The sequence below is a fragment of the Cyclobacterium sp. 10D3-21 genome (assembly GCF_055809755.1).
The window spans coordinates 2,041,723-2,066,077 of the sequence record NZ_CM147924.1; the positions used below are offsets into that span (position 1 = coordinate 2,041,723).

Consider the following 24,355-nt stretch of genomic DNA (forward strand, 5'->3'; position numbering starts at 1 on the left):
ACCGCTATTGGGTACAGTAATTAGCGGTATTTCTCAAGTTTTCTGATGAAATCACTTTATAATCAGTCGGTTTCCTATGTTTTACATGAATTTATAAAGCTCCGGTAAAGCTATTGCCAGTGATGTTGATTGTAGTGAATACTACGAATTATAGGTTTAATTTATCTATTATGGAATCCCTTAGGTAGCTATCCTTGTTTTTCAAGGGCATTTGGATTTGTTTTGTCCATTAATAAGTCAAACATTTTATTCCTATGGTGAAAATAGCCCTCATAAGTGATACACATAGTAGTCTCCCTGAAAATGCAATCAAAACATTAGAAGAGGCTGACGAAATATGGCATGCGGGAGATGTTGGAAACCCAGAAGTGCTGGATTGGTTGCCAAAGAAACCTTTACTCAGGGTAGTTTATGGGAACATTGATGACCAAAACCTGCAAAGGGAAATTCCCGAAGAGATTGTATTTGAAAGTGGTGGCGTAAAAGTCTTTATGATCCATATTGGTGGTACGCCACCAAGATATGCGAAAGGGGTAAAAGCTAAAATAAAATTACATCAACCGGATCTATTTGTCTGTGGGCATTCACATATTTGCAAGGTGATGCATGACAAGGAGTTGAATGTTTTGTATATGAATCCCGGCGCTGTTGGAAATCATGGCTTCCATCAAATAAAAACCATGCTGACTTTTGAATTGGATAAAACCATCAAAAATCTAAAAGTTATAGAGCTAGGAAAAAGAGGGAGGATATAAAAAAACCCGATTAAAATCGGGTTCCTTTATTATTTATTTACTTGAAGTAAATCCTTTTTTAATTTCTTCAACATCTACATTTTTGAGGACAGGCTGAGCACTCAATAATTTGATAGTTTGTACCCTGGCATTCTGTGCCTGTCTTTTTCTTCTTAATTTCCTTTTTAAAGTAGTAACAGCCATTGTATTGTTTGTTTTATTGTTCTCGCTTGAAATGATGGGCAAAGGTAAGTAAAATATTAAATAATCACATAAAATAATTAAAGAAGTTGAATTTAGCTTTTAAATTGCCCTGAGAATATCCTCCATATACTTATTTAATTTTTTAACTTTGGCCAAAATTCCAGAGAATGAGCAAACAAAAACCAGGTATACCTAAAGGAATGCGCGACTTTGGCCCAAAAGAAATGGCGCGCAGAAACTATATTTTCAATACCATTCAGGATACCTTTAAGTTATATGGGTACCAGCAGTTAGAGACGCCAACCATGGAGAATCTCAGCACTTTGACGGGCAAATATGGCGATGAGGGGGATCAACTCTTGTTCAAAGTCCTCAACAGTGGAGAATTTCTGAAGAAAGTAGATACGGATACTTTTAATGCAGGTGAAAGTAAAGTGCTGCCGAAAATTTCTGAAAAAGGCTTGCGTTATGACCTTACTGTACCCTTTGCGCGGTACGTGGTCATGAACCAAAACGAAATAACGTATCCTTTTAAACGTTTTCAAATGCAACCTGTTTGGAGAGCTGATCGCCCGCAGAAGGGGAGGTACAGGGAATTCTACCAATGTGATGCAGACGTTGTAGGCACAGACAGCCTTATCTGTGAAACGGAAATCCTTTGTATGATAAAAAGGGTTTTCTCCGATTTTAAGCTTAACGATTATGACATTAAAATCAACAATAGAAAAATCCTTACTGGAATTGCAGAAGTAATTGGTGCTTCTGGAAAAGAGTCCGATTTATGCGTGGCGATTGATAAATTGGATAAAATCGGATGGGAAAAGGTGAAAATCGAATTGCAGGAACGGGGTTTTTCCGGAGAAGCAATTGAGGTCTTATCACCCATAATTGCTCAAAATGAGAACACAAATGAGGATTGGCTGTTGTTCTTAAAGAAATACCTGGCGGAAAGTGAGGTAGGTTTAAAGGGAATAGCTGAACTTGAAGAAGTGTTTGATAACTTAAACAAGATGGGAGAAAATCAAAACCATGTGGTGTTTGATCCTGTTTTGGCTAGAGGCTTGTCGTATTATACTGGTGCAATTTTTGAGGTGAAGGTCAATGGCGTAGGCATTGGTTCTGTTAGTGGAGGCGGAAGGTATGATGACCTTACTGGGGTTTTCGGTCTTCCTGGAGTTTCAGGGGTTGGTTTTTCCTTTGGCGTTGACAGACTTTATGACGTTCTGGAAGAATTAAATAGGTTTCCTGATGATGAAGTGGAGCGGACTAAAATTATGTTGGCTTATTTTGGTGAAGAAGAAAGAGATGCCTGTCTAGGGATTGTTGCTGCTTTGAGAAGAGCGGGAATAGCTGCTGAAATTTACCCTGATTTGGTAAAAATTAAAAAACAATTCAACTATGCCGGCAAAAAGGGAATCCCTTTTGTAGGTGTGCTTGGATCGGATGAATTGAAAAACAAAACCATTAGCCTTAAAGACATGACAAGTGGAGAACAAGAAAGCCTGACTCTGAAAATGCTTGTTGAGAAAATAAAATGACGATTGGTAAATGGTTGTCGTTAAAATAATTCAATTGCGATGTATTGGTTTGGTAATTGGGGTCAATCTTTATTAAGGTTTGGTACTTTAATTTCCAATTCCATGGCTAAATTTAATTAATAAAAACAAAAACAAATAGCGAAGGATATGTTTGACATGATGAATATAATGAATAAGGTGAAGGAGGCTCAAGCCAAAATCAAAGCCACCCAAGCTGAATTGGTACACTTGCGTGCAGAAGGAGAAGTAGGAGCCGGTATGGTAAAGGTAGTAGTGAACGGCGAACGCAGAGTGTTGGACATAGAAATTGACCCTAGCTTGGTCAATGAAAAAGACAAGGACATGATGAAGGACCTAATTGTAGGTGCCACAAATAAGGCCCTTGAAAACATTGATATCAAGATCAAAGAAAAAATGGGTAGTGCTACTGCCGGAATGATGCCCAATATTCCAGGTATGGATTTTGGCAATATGGTTTAATGAAAGAGGCCGCTATTGTTATTTTAAATTACAATGGGGAAGCCATGCTCAGACAATACTTGCCCCAGGTGATCAGCAATAGCATTTTTGATATTGTAGTCGTGGACAATGGGAGCAATGATGCTTCACTATCATTTCTTAGCAATAATTTTCCTGATATTAGGTTGATTTTACTAAGTGAAAATCATGGCTACAGTAAAGGGTATAATCTTGGTTTAGAAGAATTACAAGGTGAGTATTCTTATTATATATTGCTAAACTCTGATGTGGAAGTCACCGCCCATTGGGATGAGACTTTGGTTAACTACCTGTTTGATAAACCAGAAGTAGCGGCTTGTCAACCCAAGGTGCTTTCACTAGTCAATAAAAAGTATTTTGACTATGCTGGAGCAGCGGGAGGGTTTTTAGATCATTTGGGATATCCCTTTTGCAGAGGAAGAGTGCTTCATGTTTTGGAAGAAGACCGGGGCCAATACAATGATTCAATTGAATTGGATTGGGCTTCAGGAGCCTGTTTTTGTGTCAATGCATCAATCTTTCACCAATTAGGGGGATTTAACCCTTATTATTTTTCACATATGGAGGAAATAGACCTATGTTGGAGAATGAGAAACGAAGGGTATAAAATTCAATATTGTGGAGAATCAAGAGTCTACCATTTAGGAGGTGGTACCTTGAACCAAGTCAACCCCTTTAAAACCTACCTCAATTTCAGAAATAGTCTTTACATGCTGAAAAGCAATCTGGAATTTAATAGTTTTATAAAAGTCTTTTGTGTGAGGTTGGTGATGGATTTTGGAGCCATGATGCATTTGCTGTTTACCAAGGGCTTTTCCCACAGTTGGGCTGTTGGCAACGCCTATGCGGACTTCCTTACAAAGCGAGAGGCATTGCGTTATCGCAAGTTTCAAAAAGTAAAAGAATTTAAATCAGCCAAAACGAGCCCAGTTTATTCCATAATACTGTCCTATTATTTGAAAGGAAAGAAAAAATACTCCCAATTAAATTAATCGAATAATACTGGGTTATTCATTCGTCTTAAGTAAGTCCTTATTTTCATTAGCATTCCAAGACTAACATAAACAATAATAGGCGATCCTAACGTAATGAATGAACTGTATATAAAAAACAATCGAATGCTGTCAATAGGGAAATGAAGTTTTTCTCCTAATTTTGAGCAAACACCGAAGGCCCTTTCTTGGAAGAATAATTTTATATTTTCCATTGTCATGACAATTTTAATGTTTTAAAATTCAAACATACAACAACTTATTGATAATAAATTGGTTAACCTATGAATATGGTGAAAAAAAACATTGCTTTTTTTGTTTTAAGTGCTACACTAATAAGCTACTCATGTAACGTAGTACAAGTTAAAAAAAAAGCAGACAACCAAAAAATTTATTTGGAGCCAAATGTTCTTGAACGTTTTGGTGATTCAGTAAGTTTTAGTTTGATTGTAACTTTGCCCAATGCAATGCTTTTGAAGAACGAAACTTACGTTTTAACACCTTATTTTAAATATGGTAATGAAACGTATTCTTTTGAAGAAAAGATGCGGGTAAAAGGAGATACATTGGATGTTTATTCAGGAGTTAAACTTAAGGTAAGTTTCAGTATGCCATTTATAGATGGTATGGAAAAAGGATCCTTGGTTGCCAAAGGAGAAATTGTAAACAATCAATCTGTCTCCCAGCAAGAGACGGAAGAAGTCCTTATTTCCCATGGGATAATTACAACTGCTTCACTTTCCCAAATTGGGCAATACAGGGGACAAGAGCAATACCCTGTTTTAGGCTTATGGGCGGAACCAAACAAGCCCGAAACCCTGGGGATGCTTTCTGAAAATAGCTGGAAGGACTTAGGGAAAACATTCACTGCTTATAGTGGAATTCCCTTTACAGCAAAAGCTCCATTTTTAGAAACAATTGTGGGACCCGGTGACGGGACTTATAAAAAGAATAAGATGAAAGCACTTGCCCATTTTGGACAAGTGGATCGAGACGTTTTGAAACGTTTCGAACGTATAAATGCCCAATCAATGGAGGGCTTTGATGAGGTTTCCAATCTCCAACTTTCCATCTTGTCAAGAAATATTCGCTTGGGAACAGTCCCTGCAGACACATTATCGGAGAAGGACTATATACGGGCATTGGATATGGAACCTGGCTGGTCTGAAAAAGAGGAGATTTTGAGGGCAATGGTAGAAGTCTATCCAAGTGCTTATTCCTACAATAACCTGGGGGTGGTTTTTACCAACAGAGCCAATAGAACCCAGAATACCAAAGAAAGAAACCAGTTGTTAGAAAATGCCCTTTTCGCTTTCAATAGGTCCAATGGGGTCTTTGAAAACCCTTATGCAGTATATAATCTCGGAATAGTCTTTTGGTTGTGGGAAGATAAGTTTAGTGCATACAATAGCTTTTATAGAGCAAATTCGCTTACCAAGTCAGATGCGCTTTTGAAGGTTAACCAAGCTGCCTTGGGTGCTGTTTCGATATTCAATGGCGATTATCGATTGGCAGTAATCCATTTAAATAAAGCGGACAAAAACCCAATTAATCTATTTAACCAGGGTTTAGCCAATTTCTTGGCAGGTGATTATTACAATGCGACCATTCAGTTTGAAAATAGTGCCATACAAAACATGGGGAATGGGTTTCCTTTTTATGGATTGGCACTAATAGCAGCGAGAAATGGAGAAGAAGCGAAGCTTTATGAAAACCTTAAAAAAGCGATTACACGAAGTGACTTTTTGAGAGAAAGAGCTGCCAATGACGTTGAGTTTGCCGCATTTCATAAGAAAGAAAGCTTCAAAGAAGTCATTAGATAAAAGAAAAAAGATTAAAATGAAACAAATCGTTGGTGTAGACATCGGAGGATCCCATATTAGTGCTGGGCTTCTGGACAACCAAAGCCTAAGTATTCTTGATGAAAAGGTTTCAAGGTATCCTGTCGATTCTCTTGGCTCTAAGGAGGAGATTCTGAATGCCTGGACGGAATGCATTTTGTCCTTGGGGATAACAGAAGACGCTTGCCTGGGAATAGCCATGCCAGCTCCATTTAATTATGAGCAGGGGATTTCTTTGATTATTGACCAGGGGAAATACCGCTCCCTTTATCAGGTCAACCTCAAGGAAGAACTTTCAGTACGCCTAAATATACCTGTGGGAAATATAGCATTTATCAATGATGCCGCTGCTTTTTTACAAGGAGAGGCTTTTGCAACCGGTTGGGGGAATGACGAGAGATTGATGGGGATTACCTTAGGTACAGGCTTAGGTGGTTCTTATAAATTTGGTGATATGGCAGAAGATGGTGCCTTTTGGTCAGTTCCTTTTAAAGGAGGCGTTGCGGAAGACTTGATCAGCACCTCTTTTTTTGTGCAATGGGCCAAAGCAAAACATGACATTGAAGTAGACGGTTTAAAAACCCTGCTTTCCATGCCTGATAGGAGAGCAGCAACGATAACCGTCCTCAAAGAATTCGGTCAAAACCTGGCAGAACTAATGCTTAAGCAAATGGAAGGGAAATCCATTGAAAAGGTTGTTATTGGTGGGAATATGGTGAAAGCTGCTGATTTGTTTTTGCCCGAAGTAATTAAGGTATTGCATGCCCATTCGGCAAGTCCGGAAATTTTTATAAGCAAGCTAGGAGAAAAGGCTGCGATGATAGGGGCAGCAAGTTTATTTGAAGGAAACTGAATAATTATTTATTATCTTTTGAGAGTTTTTAGAAAAGCAGGAAGTTTTAATACTTTGTTTAATTTATAGAAAAGAATGAAAATAGAGAAAGATTTATCCAAAGCAGCTATTTTTAAGACGGTCGATGAGTGGTTGGCCGCCAGCGGATTGCAAATTGTAAACAAGGATGAAAGCCGCCCCTGGGGAGGTTTTTTCGTTATCAATGAAGATCAAATAAATGAATTTCGGGAAAAGTTTTTCCCTGAGGTTGACTTGTCTCCGGAGCAGTTGAAAAATAAATTGAGCCCTAAAATATTATTGGTAGGCCCAGACAAAAGATTGTCATGGCAATACCACCACAGAAGAGCGGAAATTTGGAAATTGGTAGCAGGTGAAGGTGGACTAATTACTAGCGAAGATGATACCGAAGGAGAATTGAAAGCGATGAAAATTGGAGAAGTGCAGCGTTTGAAACAAGGTGAGCGACATCGCCTGGTTGGAATGGGCAATTGGGGGGTTGTTGCGGAAATATGGATGCACACTGATCCTACCAAGCCTTCGGATGAGGAGGACATTGTCCGTGTTCAGGACGATTTTTCTAGAAAATAAAAAATTAGTGGGATCAATGAAGTAAAAAAGAAGTCCCGAAACAATCCAAAGCTGTTTCTTGGGATGTGACCATGCTTCTTATGATTTTTGAAATTGATTTGTGAACCCTGAAAGCGGTTTCTCAATGGTTTTTAAATGGGCCAGCAAATGTAGATGGGCTGGGATTATCCGATGTGATTTTCCCAGCCTTTTTATTTATAGTTGCCATATTTTCATTATGCTACCTTGACACTTGGCGGATTAATGTTGCCTGATTTTCTGAGATTTGGAGGGAATGGAATTGTTAAGTCATTAATTTATGCTATAATTATTGTTCAAATTACTGGCTGGTTGGAAAAAGAGGCCTTAGCCTGAAAATTTGACCCTTACCAAATGGCAAAAACATGAAAAAATTCAAGAGAATTGTATTGCTATTGGGCATGCTCTTTTTGTTTCAATCTGCATATACTCAGGAAATCCATAAGGCAGATTTGCCGGTAAGAGGTTTTGCCATTGCAGCTCCTCAAAAGGCGGATGTCGATCGATTTGTCACCTTTATGGAGGAAGTATTGGCTCCAAGAGGTGTAAATGTGCTGATTCTGAGGGTAGATTATAATTATGCATTTAAAAGCCATCCCGAGCTCCGAAATAAAGTGACATTGTCCGAAGGGGATGTCAAGAAAATGGTGGCTGTTGCAAGGAAGCATGGGATAAAATTGGTTCCGCAGATCAATCTTCTCGGACATCAATCCTGGGCAGGGTCACTTGGGAATTTACTTAAGGTTTATCCTGAATTTGACGAGACACCGCAGGTGCAAATTCCAGCTGATTACAAATGGCCAAATGAAGATGGCTTGTATTGTAAAAGCTACTGCCCTTTACATCCTGGTGTGCATGAGGTGGTTTTTGACTTAATGGATGAGATTGTGGAAGTGTTCGAGACAGATGCTTTTCATGCAGGCATGGATGAGGTGTTTTATATTGCGGATGATAAATGCCCCAGGTGCAGTGGTAGAGATGCTGCGGAGCTTTTTGCTGGTGAGGTCAGCAAAATAAGAAATCACCTACAGGCGCAAGGGAAAAAGCTGTGGATTTGGGGGGATAGGTTGATCGATGGTAAAACCACCGGCATAGGAATGTGGGAAGCAAGCATGAACAACACCCATCGAGCGATTGACATGATCCCTAAAGATGTGGTGATTTGTGATTGGCATTATGAAAGGCCGGACCAAACGCCGGTAATGTTTGCGATGAAGGGTTTTGATGTGATAAGTTGTGCATGGAAGACCCCTCAGGTGGGCGTGCAGCAAGTCATGGACATGTTTAGGTGGAGGGAATACCAAACAGAAGCAATGAAAAACCGATTTCAAGGCGTAATATTAACCGTATGGTCAGGTGCTGCAGGGTTTATGGACGGACTGGAAAATTACCTGGCTTCAGAAGACAAGTCCAAGGAAGAACAATCCCAGCCATGGGTGACTTTCGTCCAGATGTTTGACACGATAGATAAGATTTCAACAAAGTAAGAATATGACAAATACATTGGATTACGCTACTCCCTCAAAAAGGTATCAATCATTGGATGTTTTACGAGGCTTGACATTGGCATTGATGGTGATCGTCAATACTCCCGGAGATGGAAGTACCAGTTTTGGTCCTTTAACCCACGCTTCCTGGCATGGTTTAACCCTTACAGATTTGGTGTTTCCCTCCTTTTTATTTGTGGTAGGCAATGCCATGAGCTTCAGCCTTGGTAAATTTAAACTGAAGGGGAGTAAGGAGTATTTTGGCAAAGTGTTTAAAAGAACCGCCCTGATATTTATTATTGGTTTGTTGCTTACGGCTTTCCCTTTCTTTAGAATCAATGATAGTGGGATGGTACCTTATGACTTTACTAGCATTAGAATTCTAGGTGTTTTGCAAAGAATAGCTTTGTGTTATGGCCTTGCGGCAACCTTGATCTATTTCCTGAGTGCGAGAAAAATTCTTATTACGAGTGGCGTAGTGTTGGTCTTGTATTGGCTAGTCATGCTTTTTCTTGGGGTTCCGGGCATGGATCCTTTTTCACTGGTAGGCAATGCGAGTGGCCGATTGGATTTATGGCTGTTTTCCCCTGACAACCTCTACACAATGGATGGGGTTGCCTTTGATCCGGAAGGTCTGTTGAGCTCTTTTCCTGCCATGGTCAATGTATTATTGGGCTATTGGGTAGGCTTGCAAATCCAAAAAAGAGGAGGGAATATCGAGACGGTGCTTTGGTTGGCCATGTTTGCAGTGCTTTTACTAGTCGCAGGTTACCTATGGGATTATGGGTTTCCGATCAATAAAAAGATCTGGACCAGTTCCTTCGTTCTCGTAACGGTCGGTTATTCCACCCTTACCTTAGCCGTACTGATGTTTGTATTGGAAGTGCGGTCCATCAAAGGCTGGGCTTACTTTTTCGAAGTCTTTGGAAAAAACCCCTTGGCCTTGTACATCTTATCTGGCGTACTGGTAAGAACCCTAGGTATGATTAAAATCCAAGGCCAATCCATTCGTAACCTGGCCTATAAAACCCTATTTGAACCAGTGTTCCCCGAAGGCTGGGCAAGTTTATTGTTTTCCATATCCTTTATGCTGCTCATATGGCTGATAGGTTGGTGGATGGATAAGAACCGCTGGTATATAAAGGTATAGAGGGATTTAAACCTGAACAATAAGCTATTGTAATTTGGTATTTTGGTTCCCGTATCTGGTCTAAGTTTGCTAACCTGGTCCAAGTTTAGCGAAGCGTAACTTAGACCTAAAATGCCGAAAGTTTTCAACTTTCGTTGAGTTAGGTTTATGGCTGCAATTATAGGCTAATTTGAAAGAGAAAACCCTGTGTTAATGATTGGGCTAAAGCCCCAGAGACGAATGAATTTCCGACATCCCCTAGCTGAAGCTAGGGGCTATTGACAAATGGCTTTATTATTTCAATTTCAGAATTTTACCCGAACCCATTGTTCCATAAAGCCCATTCAATAGGAATAGGCTTTAACCCATTTATAGGATTGGATATTAGAACCAGGCTTTAGCCAAAATTAAGAGGGTAGAAGGGTTTTTTAATCGTCTGCCTTTCCATATAGATAGGGGGTCTATTTGTAGAGTCCTCCAAGTTGCCTTCGACAGGCTCAGCCACCGGTACCGAATAACTCAATTACCTCCAAATAAAGCTGCGGGCTATTGAGATAAAAAAGTTTACAGATAAGTGTTTAAATACTGCTTTATATTTACAATTTACCAATAAATCCCCCTGCGCCCCCTTCAAGGGGGATTTGGAAGCGATTGGATTAACGGATACGACATACCCATTGGCTTTCTTTGCCCGATGAAATTAATACCCGGTCAGCATAAAATTAATTTCGGCGCAAATCCCCCTTAATCAAGGGTAGGGGATTTAACTGACCTACAAAACCAAGGAACTATTAAAATATGGGCCATTTACTTTTCCAAAGCCTTTCGGTCCCAGTTAGAGGTATTGGCTGCTGCCTCGTAGGTGGTCTGTAAAAAATCCATTAGTGTTTTTTCCGGCTCAGAGGAGGATTGTACGTCTTCATATTTTAGGAAAAACTCTCCCATTTCAGGGCTGTAAAATGCTTGTTCGGGTAAAACTTTTTGCTTTGCATAGGCTTCATTACCGGGATAGGCATAGGCATAATAAACGGCCATGGGCGAATCTTTGGATCCTGGCCAGAATCCCGCACTACTTACCTCATGAGAATAGGCTTCCTGCATTACATCCAGCGGCATGTTGGGTACTCCTCCCTGATGTAAGGGGGCAGGTCTTCCAGAAAATCGGGTTACCGCCAAATCAAAGGCACCCCAGAATAAATGTACAGGGCTGGATTTACCGATAAATCCACTTCGGAATTTATTGAACACTCCATTTGACTTGAGCATGGCTTTCCAAAGTAGGTTGGCAGCTTCAGGATCGTATGTACTGATGGCAGTATTGCTGGCAAAAGGAATGGCCGGTTCCATTTCGTTTGGACTGCCATGAATTTTTATGTCAATTCCTGAAGCAGCTAATTTTTCAAAAAGTGCATTGTAAAAGTCTGCGATACTACTTGTTTTCAGAGGTAGGTGTTGCGTTTCAGCATTTGAAGAACTGATGTGCAATTGATGGTGGACAAAATCCAATTCAATTTCAAAAATACCACCGTTAAAACAAATGGCCTGCGTGGAATATCCCACTGGAGAGAGGTACAACGTTGTGTGCCAGGAGTGGTTTTGCCAAGGCATTGTTCTTAAACGGATCTTACCAATTATCTGTATCCATTGGTGGATGGTCTCAATGGTTCCTTGCATGGCTGCAAAATCGAGGACCGGCCATTCGGTAGTTAGGGATTTTGTCTTCATTATTTTGGGGTTAAAATATTGATCTGGCTAATGAAAAAAACTCAATATTGTTAAATATGTTATCTCTTTTGGCGGTTCAAAACCTCGCTTGTGTTTAGTTAAGGTAAAGACACACAAAGCTTAACCGATGTTAAAATACGAAAAATTCCTTTATTACCATATGCCTGCCAGTGCTTTATCACCCGACTTAAAATGCTGAAAGTTTTCGACTTTCGTTAATTAGCATCCAGGCTGCTATTATACCCGATCTGGTCTAAGTTTAGCGAAGCGTAACTTAGACCTTTAGTGCGGAAAGTTTTCAACTTTCATTGAGTGGCCTCGACAGGCTCAGCCACCGGTGTCTAGTCGCCCATTAATCTCCAGCTAAGGCTGGGGCTATTGAAAAAATGGTTTTGTGATTTCAATTTCAGAAGTTTACTCGAACCCATTGTTCATATAAAACAATTTAATGGGAATGGGCTTTAGCCCATTTAAAGAATAAGCACGTAAAGTAGGGCTTTAGCCAAAATTTAGAGTTTAGAAGGGTATTTTTAATAATATGTCTTTCCACATGCATAGGGGATTCTAATTGTAGAACGACACGGTCAGTTAATAAAAGATCCATTGCCAAATTGGGGGGGATATAAAAATTCTTGACTGTTCTCCATGTGTGCTGCTCTATTTTAGGTTCAATGTGCTGTAGTGTAATATAAAATGGCAATGGATATTAAACAAAGTGTTTTCATGATATAATACCAGTAATGTATAAGATATTATAAGTATTTATGTTTTAAAAGCCATATTTTTATCTTTCATAGAATATATATATCGACTTAATTAAAGCTTAATAAAATGGAAACTTTTTCTAATTCAATTCAAAGGAGCAAAGGGTATTGCCTTTTCATTTATTTTGCTTGTTTTTTCTTATTGTTCATTAGCCATGCGCAGCTTAATGCTAAAGTGTTGAAATCAGGGTTAAGAAACAATCTCACAAACCTGGTACCTATCGATACTATAAAAAAGACACCTAACTTTATTATAATATTCTGCGATAATCTGGGCTATGGTGACATTGAGCCTTTTGGGTCCAAGGTGATCCGCACCCCAGCATTAAACCGGATGGTAAAAGAAGGTCGCAAGTTTACCCATTTTTTGGTTACAGCAGGCGTTTGTACGCCTTCCAGGGCATCCATTATGACTGGTTGCTATTCTCAGCGGGTAGGCATGCATGTCAATCCTAGAGATGGACTGGTTTTACGTCCTATTTCACCCTATGGCTTAAATCCAGAAGAGATCACCATAGCGGAAGTACTGAAAGAGGTAGGTTATAAGACGGGGCTAATTGGGAAGTGGCATTTAGGAGACCAACCTGAATTTTTACCAAACAATCAGGGCTTCGATTATTTTTATGGCATCCCTTATAGTGATGACATGACGCAAGAAGTCGGTCAACGGATTGGAACAAGATTTAATGGGTCAAATTGGCCTCCATTGCCTGTGATGGAAAACATGAATGTTGTTCGGGCAGGAGTGGATAGAAATTTATTGACCAAAGATTACACCGAAAAGGCTTTGGGTTTTATAGAAGAAAACCAAAATACACCATTTTTCCTTTACCTGCCCCATGCGATGCCTGGAAGTACTACCAAGCCTTTTGCCAGTGAGGCTTTCAAAGGAAAAAGTAAAGGTGGCCCTTGGGGAGACAGTGTCGAGGAATTGGATTGGTCGGTTGGTCAAATAATGAACAAGTTAGAGGAGCTTGGAATAGAAGAAAATACAATCCTAGTTTTTACTTCAGACAATGGTGCGCCAATGACAGAGGATCCAATGAGCACCGTTAGGGGAACAAACCTACCATTGACAGGTCGGGGTTATACTACTGCTGAGGGCGCTTTTAGAGTGCCAACTATCTTTTGGTGGCCGGGTACCGTTTCTGCTGGAACGATTAGCGAGGAGATGGCCACCACAATGGACTTCCTTCCAACCTTTGCCCACCTTTCAGGTGCCAAGGTGCCCCAAGATCGGATTATTGATGGTAAAAACATTCTTCCTTTGATTCTTGGAGAAAAGGATGCAAAAACCCCTCATGATGTTTTTTATTATTACTATATGGACCAACTTCAAGCCATAAGATCCGGTCAATGGAAATTATTCCTGCCATTAAAGGAGTTTAAGGTTCATCCGTATTTTAAAGAAGGAGAAGAGAACCAGCCACTTTTGTTTAATGTCGTCAATGATATTTCTTCTTCTCATAATTTGGCTGCTGAAAAGCCTGAGATAGTAAAAAGGTTGACGGAATTGGCAGCCATTGCCAATAATGATTTGGGAAATAATGGTCAGCCAGGAGTCAATCAAAGAAACCCTGGTAAAATGGAACATCCGGTTCCAGTACTTATGAAGTAACTTCAATATTAGTCATCTTTTTGTTTGGATTAATAATGTATGAGCTTAATTTTCAACCCTAAATATGCTCGTAACATTGTACTATATATGCATAAAATAGTAGAAGCCTTTATTTTTTACTTATAGTATCTTTGAAAGGATAAATGAAAGTATTCCAATAAAATCATTTTCCTATGAATGTAGTTATACACATTCCACCTATGTGGAAAAGAATTTTGATGTTGTTTGTCTGTATGTGCTTCCTGCAATATAGCTTTAGTCAGCAAACCAAAACCGTCGTAGGTACCGTAACAGACAATGCAGGTGAATCCATCCCAGGAGTCAATGTATTAGTTAAAGAAACCTCAATGGGTACAATTACTGATATTGACGGAACCTATAGTGTCAGCTTGCCGGAAAACAGTAATACACTTGTATTTTCCTTTATAGGTTTTCGAACCCAAGAGGTAAATATTGGCAATAGTACTCAGGTGGATGTGTCAATGCAGCCTTCCATATCTGACATGGAAGAAGTGGTGGTAATTGGTTATGGGGAGCAATCCAGGGAAACCTTAACCACTTCGGTTTCAAAATTGGACGATAAGGTCCTTGAAAACTTAACTTTTGCTAATCCTGCTTCAGCATTACAGGGTAACATTGCTGGACTAAGAGTACAGAGTACCTCTGGCCAACCGGGAGAAAGGCCCAGGGTAGTTTTGCGCGGAGGTACTTCCATTAACAATCCCAATGGGTCTACTCCATTATATGTAATAGATGGCGTTATTAGGAATGACATGGATCATATCAATTCCAGGGATATAGCATCCATACAGGTTTTAAAAGATGCTGCTGCCACTTCAATTTATGGGTCTAGAGCATCAAACGGTGTTATTATCGTGGAAACGAAATCAGGCAAATCGGGTGAAACACAAGTTAATTACAGTTATAATCTGACCTCATCGGATGTAGGGCAACTATATGACCTGGCAAGTCCAAAAGATTTTATTTACTTTATGAGGAAAGGGATCGCTGCCAGTGGTATAAAGTCTCCAAATGTCCTTGATTTTCTTACCCAGGCCAATGCAGGGGGAACAGGCAATGACTTAACCAATAACACTGCCTTTACCACCATGTACCTTACACCTGAGAACCAATATTTATTAGATCTTCCAGGTGATGAATGGGGAGCAGTTTGGGAAACTATTCCAGACCCTCTTGACCCTTCCAAAGATTTGATTTTTAAGGGATTGGATTTTCAAAAAACCGTATTCAGACAATCCTATACCCACGATCATAATTTTTCGGTTTCCGGAGGTTCTGAAAAGGTAAGGTTTAATATGGGATTAGGGTATCTTAATAATCCTGGAATTGCAATCAATACCGGATACGAGAGAATAACGCTGAATTTAAATGGGGATGTACAGGCAAGTGATAACCTAAACTTTTTTGCACGATTGAATTATGCCAACGTATCCGATTCTCAGGTGCCAAGTGTAGGCGTGGTATTTAAAAACAACATCAATACCGCCCAAACTTCCAAGTATAGATTTGAAGATGGATCTCTGGCCCCGGGAAGGCTTTTTACCAATGGAAATCCGGCCTATTACATAAGCAGGTATGATTCGAAGAGGGAGAGGGCGAATTATATGTTTGTAGTAGGATCGCACTGGGATATATTGCCGGGATTGACATTTAGACCTCAATTATCTATAGTGAACAATAGTTTTTTTAGCAGAAATTTCCTTAAATCTTACCTGAATGGCCCATTGGTGTTGAATGAAGACCGTCAGGCACAATCCTCTCAAATTAATACAGTAGATCATCAGGCAGATGCTGTATTGAATTATACCACAATTTTTGGGGATGGGCATAATATCAAAGCCACTGCAGGCTATTCCTATTATAAATCAATGGAAAGGGATGTAACTGCAGTAGGAAGAAATGCAGCAACGGACATTATTTCTACTCTTAATGCATCGGCCACCCCCTGGAGTGTAGGAGGGTCGGAAACGGAACTTTTGCTTTATGGCTATTTTGGTAGGGTTAACTATGATTTTAGCCAAAAATATTTAATGACGATCAATGCAAGGTATGATGGTGCTTCCAATTTAGGGGAAAATTATAAATGGGGGTTTTTTCCAGGAGTATCCCTAGGCTGGAATCTTCATAGAGAAAATTTTTGGAACGTGTTTCCAGAAGACCTTTTAACCTTGAAACTTAGGGCAAGTTATGGCATCAACGGGAACATAAGCGGACTTGGCCGTTACCAGTCTCAAGGGGCCTATCAGGTGGGAGACAGGTATTATGGTGATGCTGCTATTTATAATACCACTCTGGCAAATGCAGAACTTCAATGGGAAAGATCCAAAACTTTCAATTTTGGATTTGATGTTGGGATTGTTAACAATAGGGTAAATGCCATTTTCGATATTTACCGCAGAGTTACCGATAATTTACTTACCAATCTTGCCTTGCCCAGGTCAACAGGGTTTACAAGTATTTTAACCAATTTAGGAAGCCTTGAAAATAAAGGGTTCGAAGTGGAACTGAATGCATTGATAATCCCGGAAACTTCCAATTTCTCCTGGGCCACCTCTCTAAACGCCAGCTTGGTGAGGGTAAAAATTCTTGAACTACCAGATAATGGAATTGAAAACAACCGAATTGGGGGAATAAACATTTGGGACGAAAGTATTGGTGATTATTCCTGGCAAGGGGGTTTGCAAGAAGGAGGTAGAATAGGAGACCTTTTTGCTTATCAACAGCTTGGTATCTATCCCACAGATGAAGCTGCCTTGGCTGGTCCTACGGATATGTTGGTGGTCGGGACTGATAAGACCAAACATGGTGGTGATGTTAACTGGTTGGATACGGATGGCAATGGAATAATTGATGATAAGGACCGCATTTTTATGGGGAATACCTTCCCTGATTGGACTGGAGGCATTACAAATAGGTTTGGGTACAAGAATTTTGGTTTGACCATACGGATGGACTACACATTGGGACATATGATTTACAATGAGACCAAAGCCAGGGTATTAGGGAATTTTTCGGGCCAAAATGCCATTTCCAACGCCATTACCCGGTCTTGGCAAAATCAGGGTGATGTCACTGATATTCCGCGGTATTATTGGGCGGATCAAAACCAAAAGCAGAATTTATGGAGAGGGAATTCCCAATATTACGAAGCAGGCGATTTTTTATGTCTTCGTGAGATTTCTCTATCCTATAATTTACCTACCGATCTTATTAAAAAGCTAGGCAATGTAAGGCTGCATCTCACTGCAAATAATCTTGTCTATTTTACCAAATTCACAGGTTTGAATCCAGAAGAAGGAGGGACAGATTCTGGAAGATATCCAATGCCGAGAAATGTGACTTTAGGTTTACAAATTACTCCTTCCTTCTAAAAAATAATTAATTAAATAGACTGAATATGAAAGAATTACTAAGAAATCTGACATACTCCTCCTTTTTGTTATTAACATTTACCGCATGTACCGAGGATCTTACTTTAACTCCAATCAGCCAGATTACAAATTCCTCTTTTTGGCAGTCCCCGGAGGAGGCTGAAGGGGCATTAAACGGAATGTATGTGAGAATGAGGACTCAGGCTACATCCAATCTATTTATTTGGGGGGAAGGGAGAAGTGAAATTTGGGTTCAGAATTTCGGTTTTGATCCGTCTGTGAATTTCTACGTCTTTACTAATGATTTAAGTAATGTCAATGCTGGTCCGGATTGGACAACCATGTATTCTATAATCCATGATGCCAATTTAATCTTGAAATATGTACCAAATATTGATTTTGTAAGTGAATCTGAAAAAAACGATATTCTTGCCCAGGCACATACCATGAGGGCATTTGTTTATTTTACTTTGACGAAAATCTGGGGAGACCTTATATTAATTGAAGACCCAACTGAGGGTTTTGATCCAGCAGCAATTTACAGAGAGAGGTCAGCTCAATCCGAAGTTTTTAGCCTTATCAAAAGGGATCTAGAAAGTGCGATATCCCTATTTTCCGATAATGCCTTTCCCACAGGAAGAAACAGATGGTCAATGCCTGCCGTAAATGCACTCAAAGCAGATGTTTTTTTATGGACTGGTAAAAGATTAAACGGAGGTGAAGCAGATTTTAATACTGCATTAACCGCTATTTCCCAAATTGAAGCAAGCAATGTAGAACTACTTGAAGATTATTCTAGCATTTTTGAATTTGAAAACAAAGGGAATAATGAGATTATCATGGCTGTTAGGTTCCAGGAGGGAGAATCCCCAACTAGAACTATATATGGGGGAATTACCGCCCTCGTAGCCCCTACATTCCCTTTCACAGATATGGAAACCATAGAAAAAGTTTCGCCATTTTCAGGGAAGAATCCATATTGGCAGATCGCACCTTTAGTGGCCAACCAGTTTAGTGAGGTGGACGCTAGAAAGGAAGGCAATCTTATTCAAGTTTACCAAACCAGAGATGGAGAGACCAGTTTTATGTACAACACTGATCTTAAATGGCCGGGTATAATTTCCGGAGGAGTGAGGGTTATGTTTGATGATTTTATTCTCTACAGATATGGAGATATTGTTTTGATGAAAGCCGAAGCAAAAAATGCATTGGGTCAGGATCCTTCCGAAGAAATCAATAAAATAAGAAAACGTGCTTACGGGGATAATTTTGAGGACCATATTTATATAAATGGCACCAAGGAGGAAAATGATGAAACGATTCTTCAGGAGAGATTATTTGAATTGTTGCATGAGGGGAAACGTTGGTGGGATTTGGTCAGGTTTGGTAAGGCATTCGAAAAAGTCCCACTACTAGAAGGGGGAAGCGAACACCAGCTATTATTCCCCATCGATCAAGATATTCTTAGTTTGGAACCTTTGGTGGAACAGAATCCAGGGTATTGATGGATTCAATGTTTCTTTAATTGTAAATGAATTTCCTGATTTCAATTTCTTGTTTAAAGCAAATGAGTAATAGGAATTACAAAATATTACCAGAATGAAAAAAAACTATTTGAGCAAACTGCTTTTTTTGGGTGTTTCAGTAATCTTTTTTGGATTCATGGATGCTAAAAAACCGAATCACCTGGTTGAGGATATTATTCAAATGGGAAATAAAAGAGAAATCTTTTTAGACTATTTCCTAATAGATAAGCTGGATGGGCTCAATTTGGTTTTACATACTCCTGTTGATGAAGGAATCGCTTTTAAATATAACCTGCCTTGGGAGGTTTTTTCTCCAGCGTATGTCACCATATTAAAAGATGGTGACCTATTCAGGGCCTACTACCGGTCAGGAATTCGAGGAGAAAGGAAGCCTTATACCAATGAGGAATGGACATGTTATGCAGAATCCAAAGATGGTATAAATTGGGAAAAGCCTGAGCTGGATTTGTTTGAATTTGAAGGTTCACGAAAAAATAATATTGTGTTGGCAAATGAAGCGCCGGTTCACCATAATTTCAGCCCTTTCATTGATAAAAATCCCAAGGCATTGCCTGATCAAAAATACAAAGCTCTGGGTGGAACAAGTAGGGAATCAATTGGTCTGATTGCTTACACTTCCCCTGATGGGATAAATTGGAAAAAACTGCAAGAGGAAGGTGTGATTAAAGAGGGTGCATTCGATTCCCAGAATGTGGCTTTCTGGTCTGAAAGTGAAGAACAGTATGTTTGTTATTTCCGTATTTTCACAAAAGAAGGTAGATTCAGATCCATAAGTAGGTCAACTTCTAAGGACTTTATTCATTGGTCCGAACCTCAGGAAATGACTTATGGAGATGCTCCTTACGAACACCTTTATATCCAGCAGACGAGTCCTTACTTCAGAGCTCCCCATCTTTACGTTGCCATTGGTGCAAGGTTATTGCCCAATAGACAGATTGGTACCCTACAACAGCTTACCGAATTAAAGGTAGATCCAACCCAACATAAAGGACTGGCAGAACCTTATATAATGTCCACCCGTGGTGGCAATGAATATGACAGAACCTTTATGCAGGCATTTATTCGCCCAGGCATAGGATTGAACAATTGGGTAGCCCGTACCAATTTTCCAGCCTTAAATGTGGTTCAAACAGGGCCTCAAGAAATGTCCGTTTATGTCAGTCAGGATTATACGCAGCCAACAGCACACCTCCGCAGGTATTCCATGCGCTTGGATGGTTTTTCTTCTATCCAAGGAACTTACAAGGGAGGAACAGTCATTACAAAACCATTTATTTTTAAAGGGGATGAGCTTGAGTTGAACTTCTCAACTGCTGCGGTTGGAGAGATCAGGATTGAAATTCAGGACGAGAATGGTATCCCGATTCCTGGGTTCACCATGGAGGAATCACAAGAATTAATTGGGAATGAAATAGCAAAGATTGTTACTTGGAAAGAGGGTAGAAAACTCACCGATCTGGCATCCAAACCAGTGCGTTTGCATATTTATATGAAAGATGCTGACCTGTATTCCTTAAAATTCAATTAACATTTGAATGCTAAGCAAAATATTTTGGGAGATTGAAACGGGTTATTTATGCCACTTAAACCTTAATCTTAACCAACAAATTTATAGATATGAACAAGCATAAATCCATTGGTGTTTTATTTCTGTGTAGCTGTATCGTTCTATGCAGTTTTATAGGATTAGAAAATTTTTCAATCAAGGAAATTATAGAATTAGGGAATAGAAGAGAGATTTTTGTTGATAATTTTCTTATCGAAAATCTGGAAGGAGCCAAATTGGTTAAACATATCCCTATAGATGAAGGGCCAGTCATTTATTTTGATAAACCCTGGGAAAGTTTTGCACCTGCCTACATTACCATTATCCATGACGGAGATTTATATCGTGCTTATTATAGAGGAAGGCATAACATAGCCAATGGGAAAACCACTCAAAATACTTGTTATGCAGAGTCTAAAGATGGAATTACTTGGATAAAGCCAACATTGGGAATTATTGAAGTAAACGGGTCGAAAGCCAATAACGTCCTTCTGGATACCGAGCCTGAAACCCATAATTTCAGTCCCTTTATTGATAAAAACCCAGATGTAGATCCTGAAAAAAAATACAAAGCTTTTGGAGGTAGTTCTACTTCTGGCCTTATTCCATATGCCTCTCCAGACGGTATTCATTGGAAAAAGCTACAAATGGATGGCGTATTAAAAGATGGGTTGTTGGATTCACAGAATGTCTCTTTTTGGTCGGAGAGTGAGGGAATGTACGTTTGCTATTTCCGATCCTGGACAGGAGGAGGTATCAAAGGGTATAGATCTGTTAGTCGGGCTGTTTCCAATGATTTTATAAATTGGTCAGCGCCCAAAGAAATGTCGTATGGTAATACTCCGTATGAGCATATCTATATACAACAAACAAGTCCTTATTTTAGAGCCCCCCATATTTATGTGGCTATAGGTTCCAGGTTTATCCCTCATCGGCAGATTATAACAGAAGAACAGCTTTCTGATTTGAATGTGGACCCAAGCCAATACAAGGGCCTTTCCGAACCCTTTTTTATGACCAGTCGTGGTGGTAATACTTATGACCGTACGTTTATGGAGTCGTTTATTCGACCGGGGATTGGAATGAACAACTGGTCTGCGAGGACCAATTATCCTGCACTTAATGTAGTTCAGACAGGTTCGAATGAAATGTCGGTTTACGTCAATCAGGATTATGCACAACCTACTGGCCATTTGCGCAGATACTCTATGCGTTTGGATGGATTTACCTCCCTACAAGCTCCCTACAAGGGTGGAACAGTGCTTACCAAAACTTTCACCTTTTCTGGGGATGAACTTGAGGTTAATTTTTCTACCTCTGCGGGTGGGGAGATTCGGGTTGAAATACAGGATGAATTCGGGCAACCGATTCCAGAATATAGTAAGGAAGAATCTTTGCCACTAATTGGCAACCAAATCGCAGGAACAGTATCCTGGAAAAATAGTAAAAGTGTAAGCCTACTTGCCTCAAAGCCTGTTCGGTTAAAGTTGTTTATGAAAGAGGCTAATCTTTATTCCATCCAATTCAAATAATTGGGAGAGGGGAAAAAATTGTAGGATCAATGGAGATAATAAATAATCATACATCCAAACCCATGAAAAATACATTATTTAAGTTTTTATTTATTCTTTTCATTTTTCCTGTTCATGGTAATGCTCAGGAAAAAATGAAAGATGCTATTAAAAGCTTACCTATTGGTAAGCAGGAATGGGCAATAAAAAACCTTGATGTTACCCATTTCAATAATGGAGACCCTTTATATGAAGCCAATACTTTTGAGGAGTGGGAAAATGCCTCTATTAAAGGTTTACCAGCCTGGTGCTATTACAACAATAATCCCGAATATGGTAAAGAATACGGGAAATTATACAATTGGTGGGCATTGGTGGATCCCCGAGGACTGATCCCTGAGGGCTGGCATATACCCAATGAAAAGGAATGGACTGAATTAGCGGATTATCTTGGAGGAATGGATAATGCAGGAGAAAAAATGAAATCAGGTAATGGATGGAAATCAGAATTTTCAGGTGACAATTCAAGTGCGTTCTCTGGACTACCTGGTGGCTACCGAAGCCACGAAAGCTCTGGTTTCGCTGGTGGTCCATTTTATGGTGCCGGTTCAATGGGGATATGGTGGAGTTCTTCCAGATACCTTGTGGACAATGGCTGGTGCTTTAAACTCTCTGGTCAAAATCAAAAATTGGAAAAGGTAAGTTTTGTTAAAACAGCAGGACTCTATGTTCGCATCTTAAAAGATTAAGTAATTATTAAATTATATAGGTAAATAAAAAAACATATGATTAGGCTAAATTTTATTTTCTTACTATTAATTATTTATTCTACAAATGGTATGGCTCAGGTAGAAAAATTGGAAATAGCTGCCTATACCTTCTCTATACAGCCAAAGGTAGGAACACCTAGTGGGCATTCAAGAACAGGCAATAAAATTGAAGAAGTTCATGGCGACTTAAAAAACACCCTTCTTTTTTTCCGTCAGGGGGACAATAAACTTTGTCTTTTTACCTCCCCACTAGGAATTGAAAGAGGAGCCCTTCATGATTTTTGTGTAAATGAACTGTCAAAAAAACTGGGTATCCCTGTTGAGGCTATTGTTACCAATTCTTCTCACAATCATACCATTCCCTTTCCTGACGTCAGGGAGGTGGATATGCCGGAAAAGGGTAGTTCTGATTTTCTTTCCTGGGAGCTGGGAAGGGAGTTTATGCGTGAATTTTCCAAGGCGGCGGATGAAATTTCTAGCCGGCTTACTCCAGTATCAGTGGAGTGGGGTGTCGCAGAGGAAAACAGGATTACCTATAACAGAAAGGGAGTTCGCATAGATGGTACTACTTATTTTATGAGGGAAGAAGATAGAATCAATTTAAAGGGAGAGGGCTACCATGGTCTAATTGATCCAGATGCAGGTGTTGTTGTATTCAAGGATGAAGAAGCCAAACCTGTTGCAGCAATATCTTTCTTTACAGGTCACCCTGTTGCTGCTTATAGCCCTGAAAAAATGATTAGTTATGGTCAGTTTCCACAGGAAGCTTCTGAAATTCTATCCAGACATTTAGGGGGAGTTCCTGTTGCATTTGTTCAGGGCTGTGGGGGTAATATTAATGGCAAGCATATGTTGACGGGAACCATAGAACAGGCAAGGCAGCTAGGGGAGAATCTGGGGGAATCTTTTATCATTGCAGCTAAATCCTTAAGTCCATCAAAAAGAATGGGTTTTGAATGGAGCAGAGAACAGGTGAAAATCCCTTTATCTGAATTACCGGATGAAAAAAGTTTGAAAAAGGATTTGATGGAAATGGATGATTTTATCAAGCGTGGGAATGAGGGCGATGAAAACACTTTGGAATGCATAGGTATGAACTTTCCAAAAGCATTGACCCCGCCTTACCGGGCCAGGCTGGTTGAATTGGTAAGGCCATGGTACGTCTGGGCTCTCGAGCAACATGAGACTTATAACTTAGTTAATATACCCGATTATTTGCCAATTGATATTGTCGTAGCAAGGTTTGGGGATGTAGGCTTTGTAGGAATGCCTTATGAAGCATTTGTGGAAACGGGATTGAAAATTAAGGCCAATTCTCAGCTTCCATTTGTTCTTACCTGTGGATACACGGATGGTTCTTTTGGGTATATTCCTGATGCCTCCGGTGTTGACGATAGAGAATATATGTCCGGGAATTATAGGTATAGAGGAAGTTTTGGATCCTTTGTGGATTGGAAGGATAAAAAAGATCAATTACCACATAAGCTGTATGTAGCAAGAGAATTTATTCCACCATATAAGGAACCAGCAGGAGATGCCTGTGCAGATGTAGCAATCCTAAAATTAGCTGAATTTGCCAGATGACATAATCATGATAAAT

General features: G+C 39.7%; 19 protein-coding genes. 16 read left to right on the forward strand and 3 right to left on the reverse strand.

The features are described from left to right. Window positions 1-254 precede the first annotated feature (254 nt). Window positions 255-755: a metallophosphoesterase family protein gene (locus tag AC0L7T_RS08325; RefSeq protein WP_473342088.1), complete on the forward strand. Its 501-nt coding sequence runs from the start codon at window positions 255-257 to the stop codon at window positions 753-755. Window positions 756-788: 33 nt separating this feature from the next. Here the strand turns inward: AC0L7T_RS08325 and AC0L7T_RS08330 are convergent, their stop codons facing one another. Continuing rightward, entirely contained in the window at window positions 789-938 is a 150-nt protein-coding gene (locus AC0L7T_RS08330; RefSeq protein ID WP_170235696.1) for a hypothetical protein, read from the reverse strand. Between the two features lie 167 nt (window positions 939-1,105). Here AC0L7T_RS08330 and hisS point away from each other — a divergent pair, with 167 nt between their 5' ends. The 3 genes from hisS to AC0L7T_RS08345 all read left to right on the forward strand — a co-directional run bounded on the left by hisS (window position 1,106) and on the right by AC0L7T_RS08345 (window position 3,966). Then, window positions 1,106-2,476 carry a histidine--tRNA ligase gene (gene hisS / locus AC0L7T_RS08335; protein WP_473342089.1) on the forward strand — a complete coding sequence of 457 codons (1,371 nt, stop codon included), beginning with the start codon at window positions 1,106-1,108 and terminating at the stop codon, window positions 2,474-2,476. A gap of 147 nt (window positions 2,477-2,623) precedes the next feature. Next, window positions 2,624-2,956 (forward strand): YbaB/EbfC family nucleoid-associated protein, encoded by a 333-nt coding sequence (locus AC0L7T_RS08340; protein ID WP_473342090.1) that lies wholly within the window; start codon window positions 2,624-2,626, stop codon window positions 2,954-2,956. Next, window positions 2,956-3,966, forward strand: coding sequence for a glycosyltransferase family 2 protein (locus tag AC0L7T_RS08345; RefSeq protein ID WP_473342091.1), 1,011 nt, complete (start codon window positions 2,956-2,958; stop codon window positions 3,964-3,966). Before AC0L7T_RS08340 ends, AC0L7T_RS08345 begins: the two co-directional genes overlap by 1 nt. Here AC0L7T_RS08345 and AC0L7T_RS08350 read toward each other — a convergent pair. After that, on the reverse strand, window positions 3,963-4,181 hold the full coding sequence (locus tag AC0L7T_RS08350) for a PspC family transcriptional regulator (RefSeq protein WP_339922718.1): 219 nt from the start codon (window positions 4,179-4,181) through the stop codon (window positions 3,963-3,965). The two genes, AC0L7T_RS08345 and AC0L7T_RS08350, sit on opposite strands and share 4 nt — an antisense overlap. A 69-nt stretch (window positions 4,182-4,250) precedes the next feature. Here AC0L7T_RS08350 and AC0L7T_RS08355 point away from each other — a divergent pair, with 69 nt between their 5' ends. The 5 genes from AC0L7T_RS08355 (at window position 4,251) to AC0L7T_RS08375 (ending at window position 9,903) form a co-directional block, all read left to right on the forward strand. After that, the gene (locus AC0L7T_RS08355) at window positions 4,251-5,789 is read left to right on the forward strand and encodes a tetratricopeptide repeat protein (RefSeq protein WP_473342092.1); all 1,539 of its coding nucleotides are present in this window, start codon (window positions 4,251-4,253) and stop codon (window positions 5,787-5,789) included. A gap of 16 nt (window positions 5,790-5,805) precedes the next feature. Then, a complete protein-coding gene (locus AC0L7T_RS08360) occupies window positions 5,806-6,660 on the forward strand; it encodes an ROK family protein (protein ID WP_473342093.1) in 855 nt (284 codons plus the stop codon). Window positions 6,661-6,735: 75 nt separating this feature from the next. Further along, window positions 6,736-7,248, forward strand: a complete 513-nt coding sequence (locus AC0L7T_RS08365; RefSeq protein WP_473342094.1) for a cupin domain-containing protein — start codon at window positions 6,736-6,738, stop codon at window positions 7,246-7,248. A gap of 383 nt (window positions 7,249-7,631) precedes the next feature. Further along, entirely contained in the window at window positions 7,632-8,753 is a 1,122-nt protein-coding gene (locus tag AC0L7T_RS08370) for a family 20 glycosylhydrolase (RefSeq protein WP_473342095.1), read from the forward strand. A gap of 4 nt (window positions 8,754-8,757) precedes the next feature. Next, entirely contained in the window at window positions 8,758-9,903 is a 1,146-nt protein-coding gene (locus AC0L7T_RS08375; protein ID WP_473342097.1) for an acyltransferase family protein, read from the forward strand. A 786-nt stretch (window positions 9,904-10,689) separates the two neighbouring features. Here AC0L7T_RS08375 and AC0L7T_RS08380 read toward each other — a convergent pair. Then, the gene (locus AC0L7T_RS08380; RefSeq protein WP_473342098.1) at window positions 10,690-11,607 is read right to left on the reverse strand and encodes a DUF5996 family protein; all 918 of its coding nucleotides are present in this window, start codon (window positions 11,605-11,607) and stop codon (window positions 10,690-10,692) included. An 831-nt stretch (window positions 11,608-12,438) separates the two neighbouring features. Between AC0L7T_RS08380 and AC0L7T_RS08385 the strand changes: the two genes are divergently transcribed. From AC0L7T_RS08385 to AC0L7T_RS08415, 7 genes are all read left to right on the forward strand, one after another. Beyond that, complete coding sequence (locus AC0L7T_RS08385) at window positions 12,439-13,989, forward strand: sulfatase family protein (protein ID WP_473342099.1); 1,551 nt, start codon at window positions 12,439-12,441, stop codon at window positions 13,987-13,989. Between the two features lie 173 nt (window positions 13,990-14,162). Further along, a complete protein-coding gene (locus AC0L7T_RS08390; RefSeq protein ID WP_473342100.1) occupies window positions 14,163-17,381 on the forward strand; it encodes a SusC/RagA family TonB-linked outer membrane protein in 3,219 nt (1,072 codons plus the stop codon). Between the two features lie 26 nt (window positions 17,382-17,407). After that, window positions 17,408-18,886: a RagB/SusD family nutrient uptake outer membrane protein gene (locus AC0L7T_RS08395; protein ID WP_473342101.1), complete on the forward strand. Its 1,479-nt coding sequence runs from the start codon at window positions 17,408-17,410 to the stop codon at window positions 18,884-18,886. A gap of 94 nt (window positions 18,887-18,980) precedes the next feature. Continuing rightward, window positions 18,981-20,456 carry a glycoside hydrolase family protein gene (locus AC0L7T_RS08400; protein WP_473342102.1) on the forward strand — a complete coding sequence of 492 codons (1,476 nt, stop codon included), beginning with the start codon at window positions 18,981-18,983 and terminating at the stop codon, window positions 20,454-20,456. A gap of 89 nt (window positions 20,457-20,545) precedes the next feature. Further along, on the forward strand, window positions 20,546-22,006 hold the full coding sequence (locus AC0L7T_RS08405; protein WP_473342103.1) for a hypothetical protein: 1,461 nt from the start codon (window positions 20,546-20,548) through the stop codon (window positions 22,004-22,006). A gap of 62 nt (window positions 22,007-22,068) precedes the next feature. Then, the gene (locus AC0L7T_RS08410) at window positions 22,069-22,734 is read left to right on the forward strand and encodes a fibrobacter succinogenes major paralogous domain-containing protein (protein ID WP_473342104.1); all 666 of its coding nucleotides are present in this window, start codon (window positions 22,069-22,071) and stop codon (window positions 22,732-22,734) included. A gap of 36 nt (window positions 22,735-22,770) precedes the next feature. Next, window positions 22,771-24,339 (forward strand): hypothetical protein, encoded by a 1,569-nt coding sequence (locus AC0L7T_RS08415; RefSeq protein WP_473342105.1) that lies wholly within the window; start codon window positions 22,771-22,773, stop codon window positions 24,337-24,339. The last annotated feature ends 16 nt before the right edge of the window (window positions 24,340-24,355 follow it).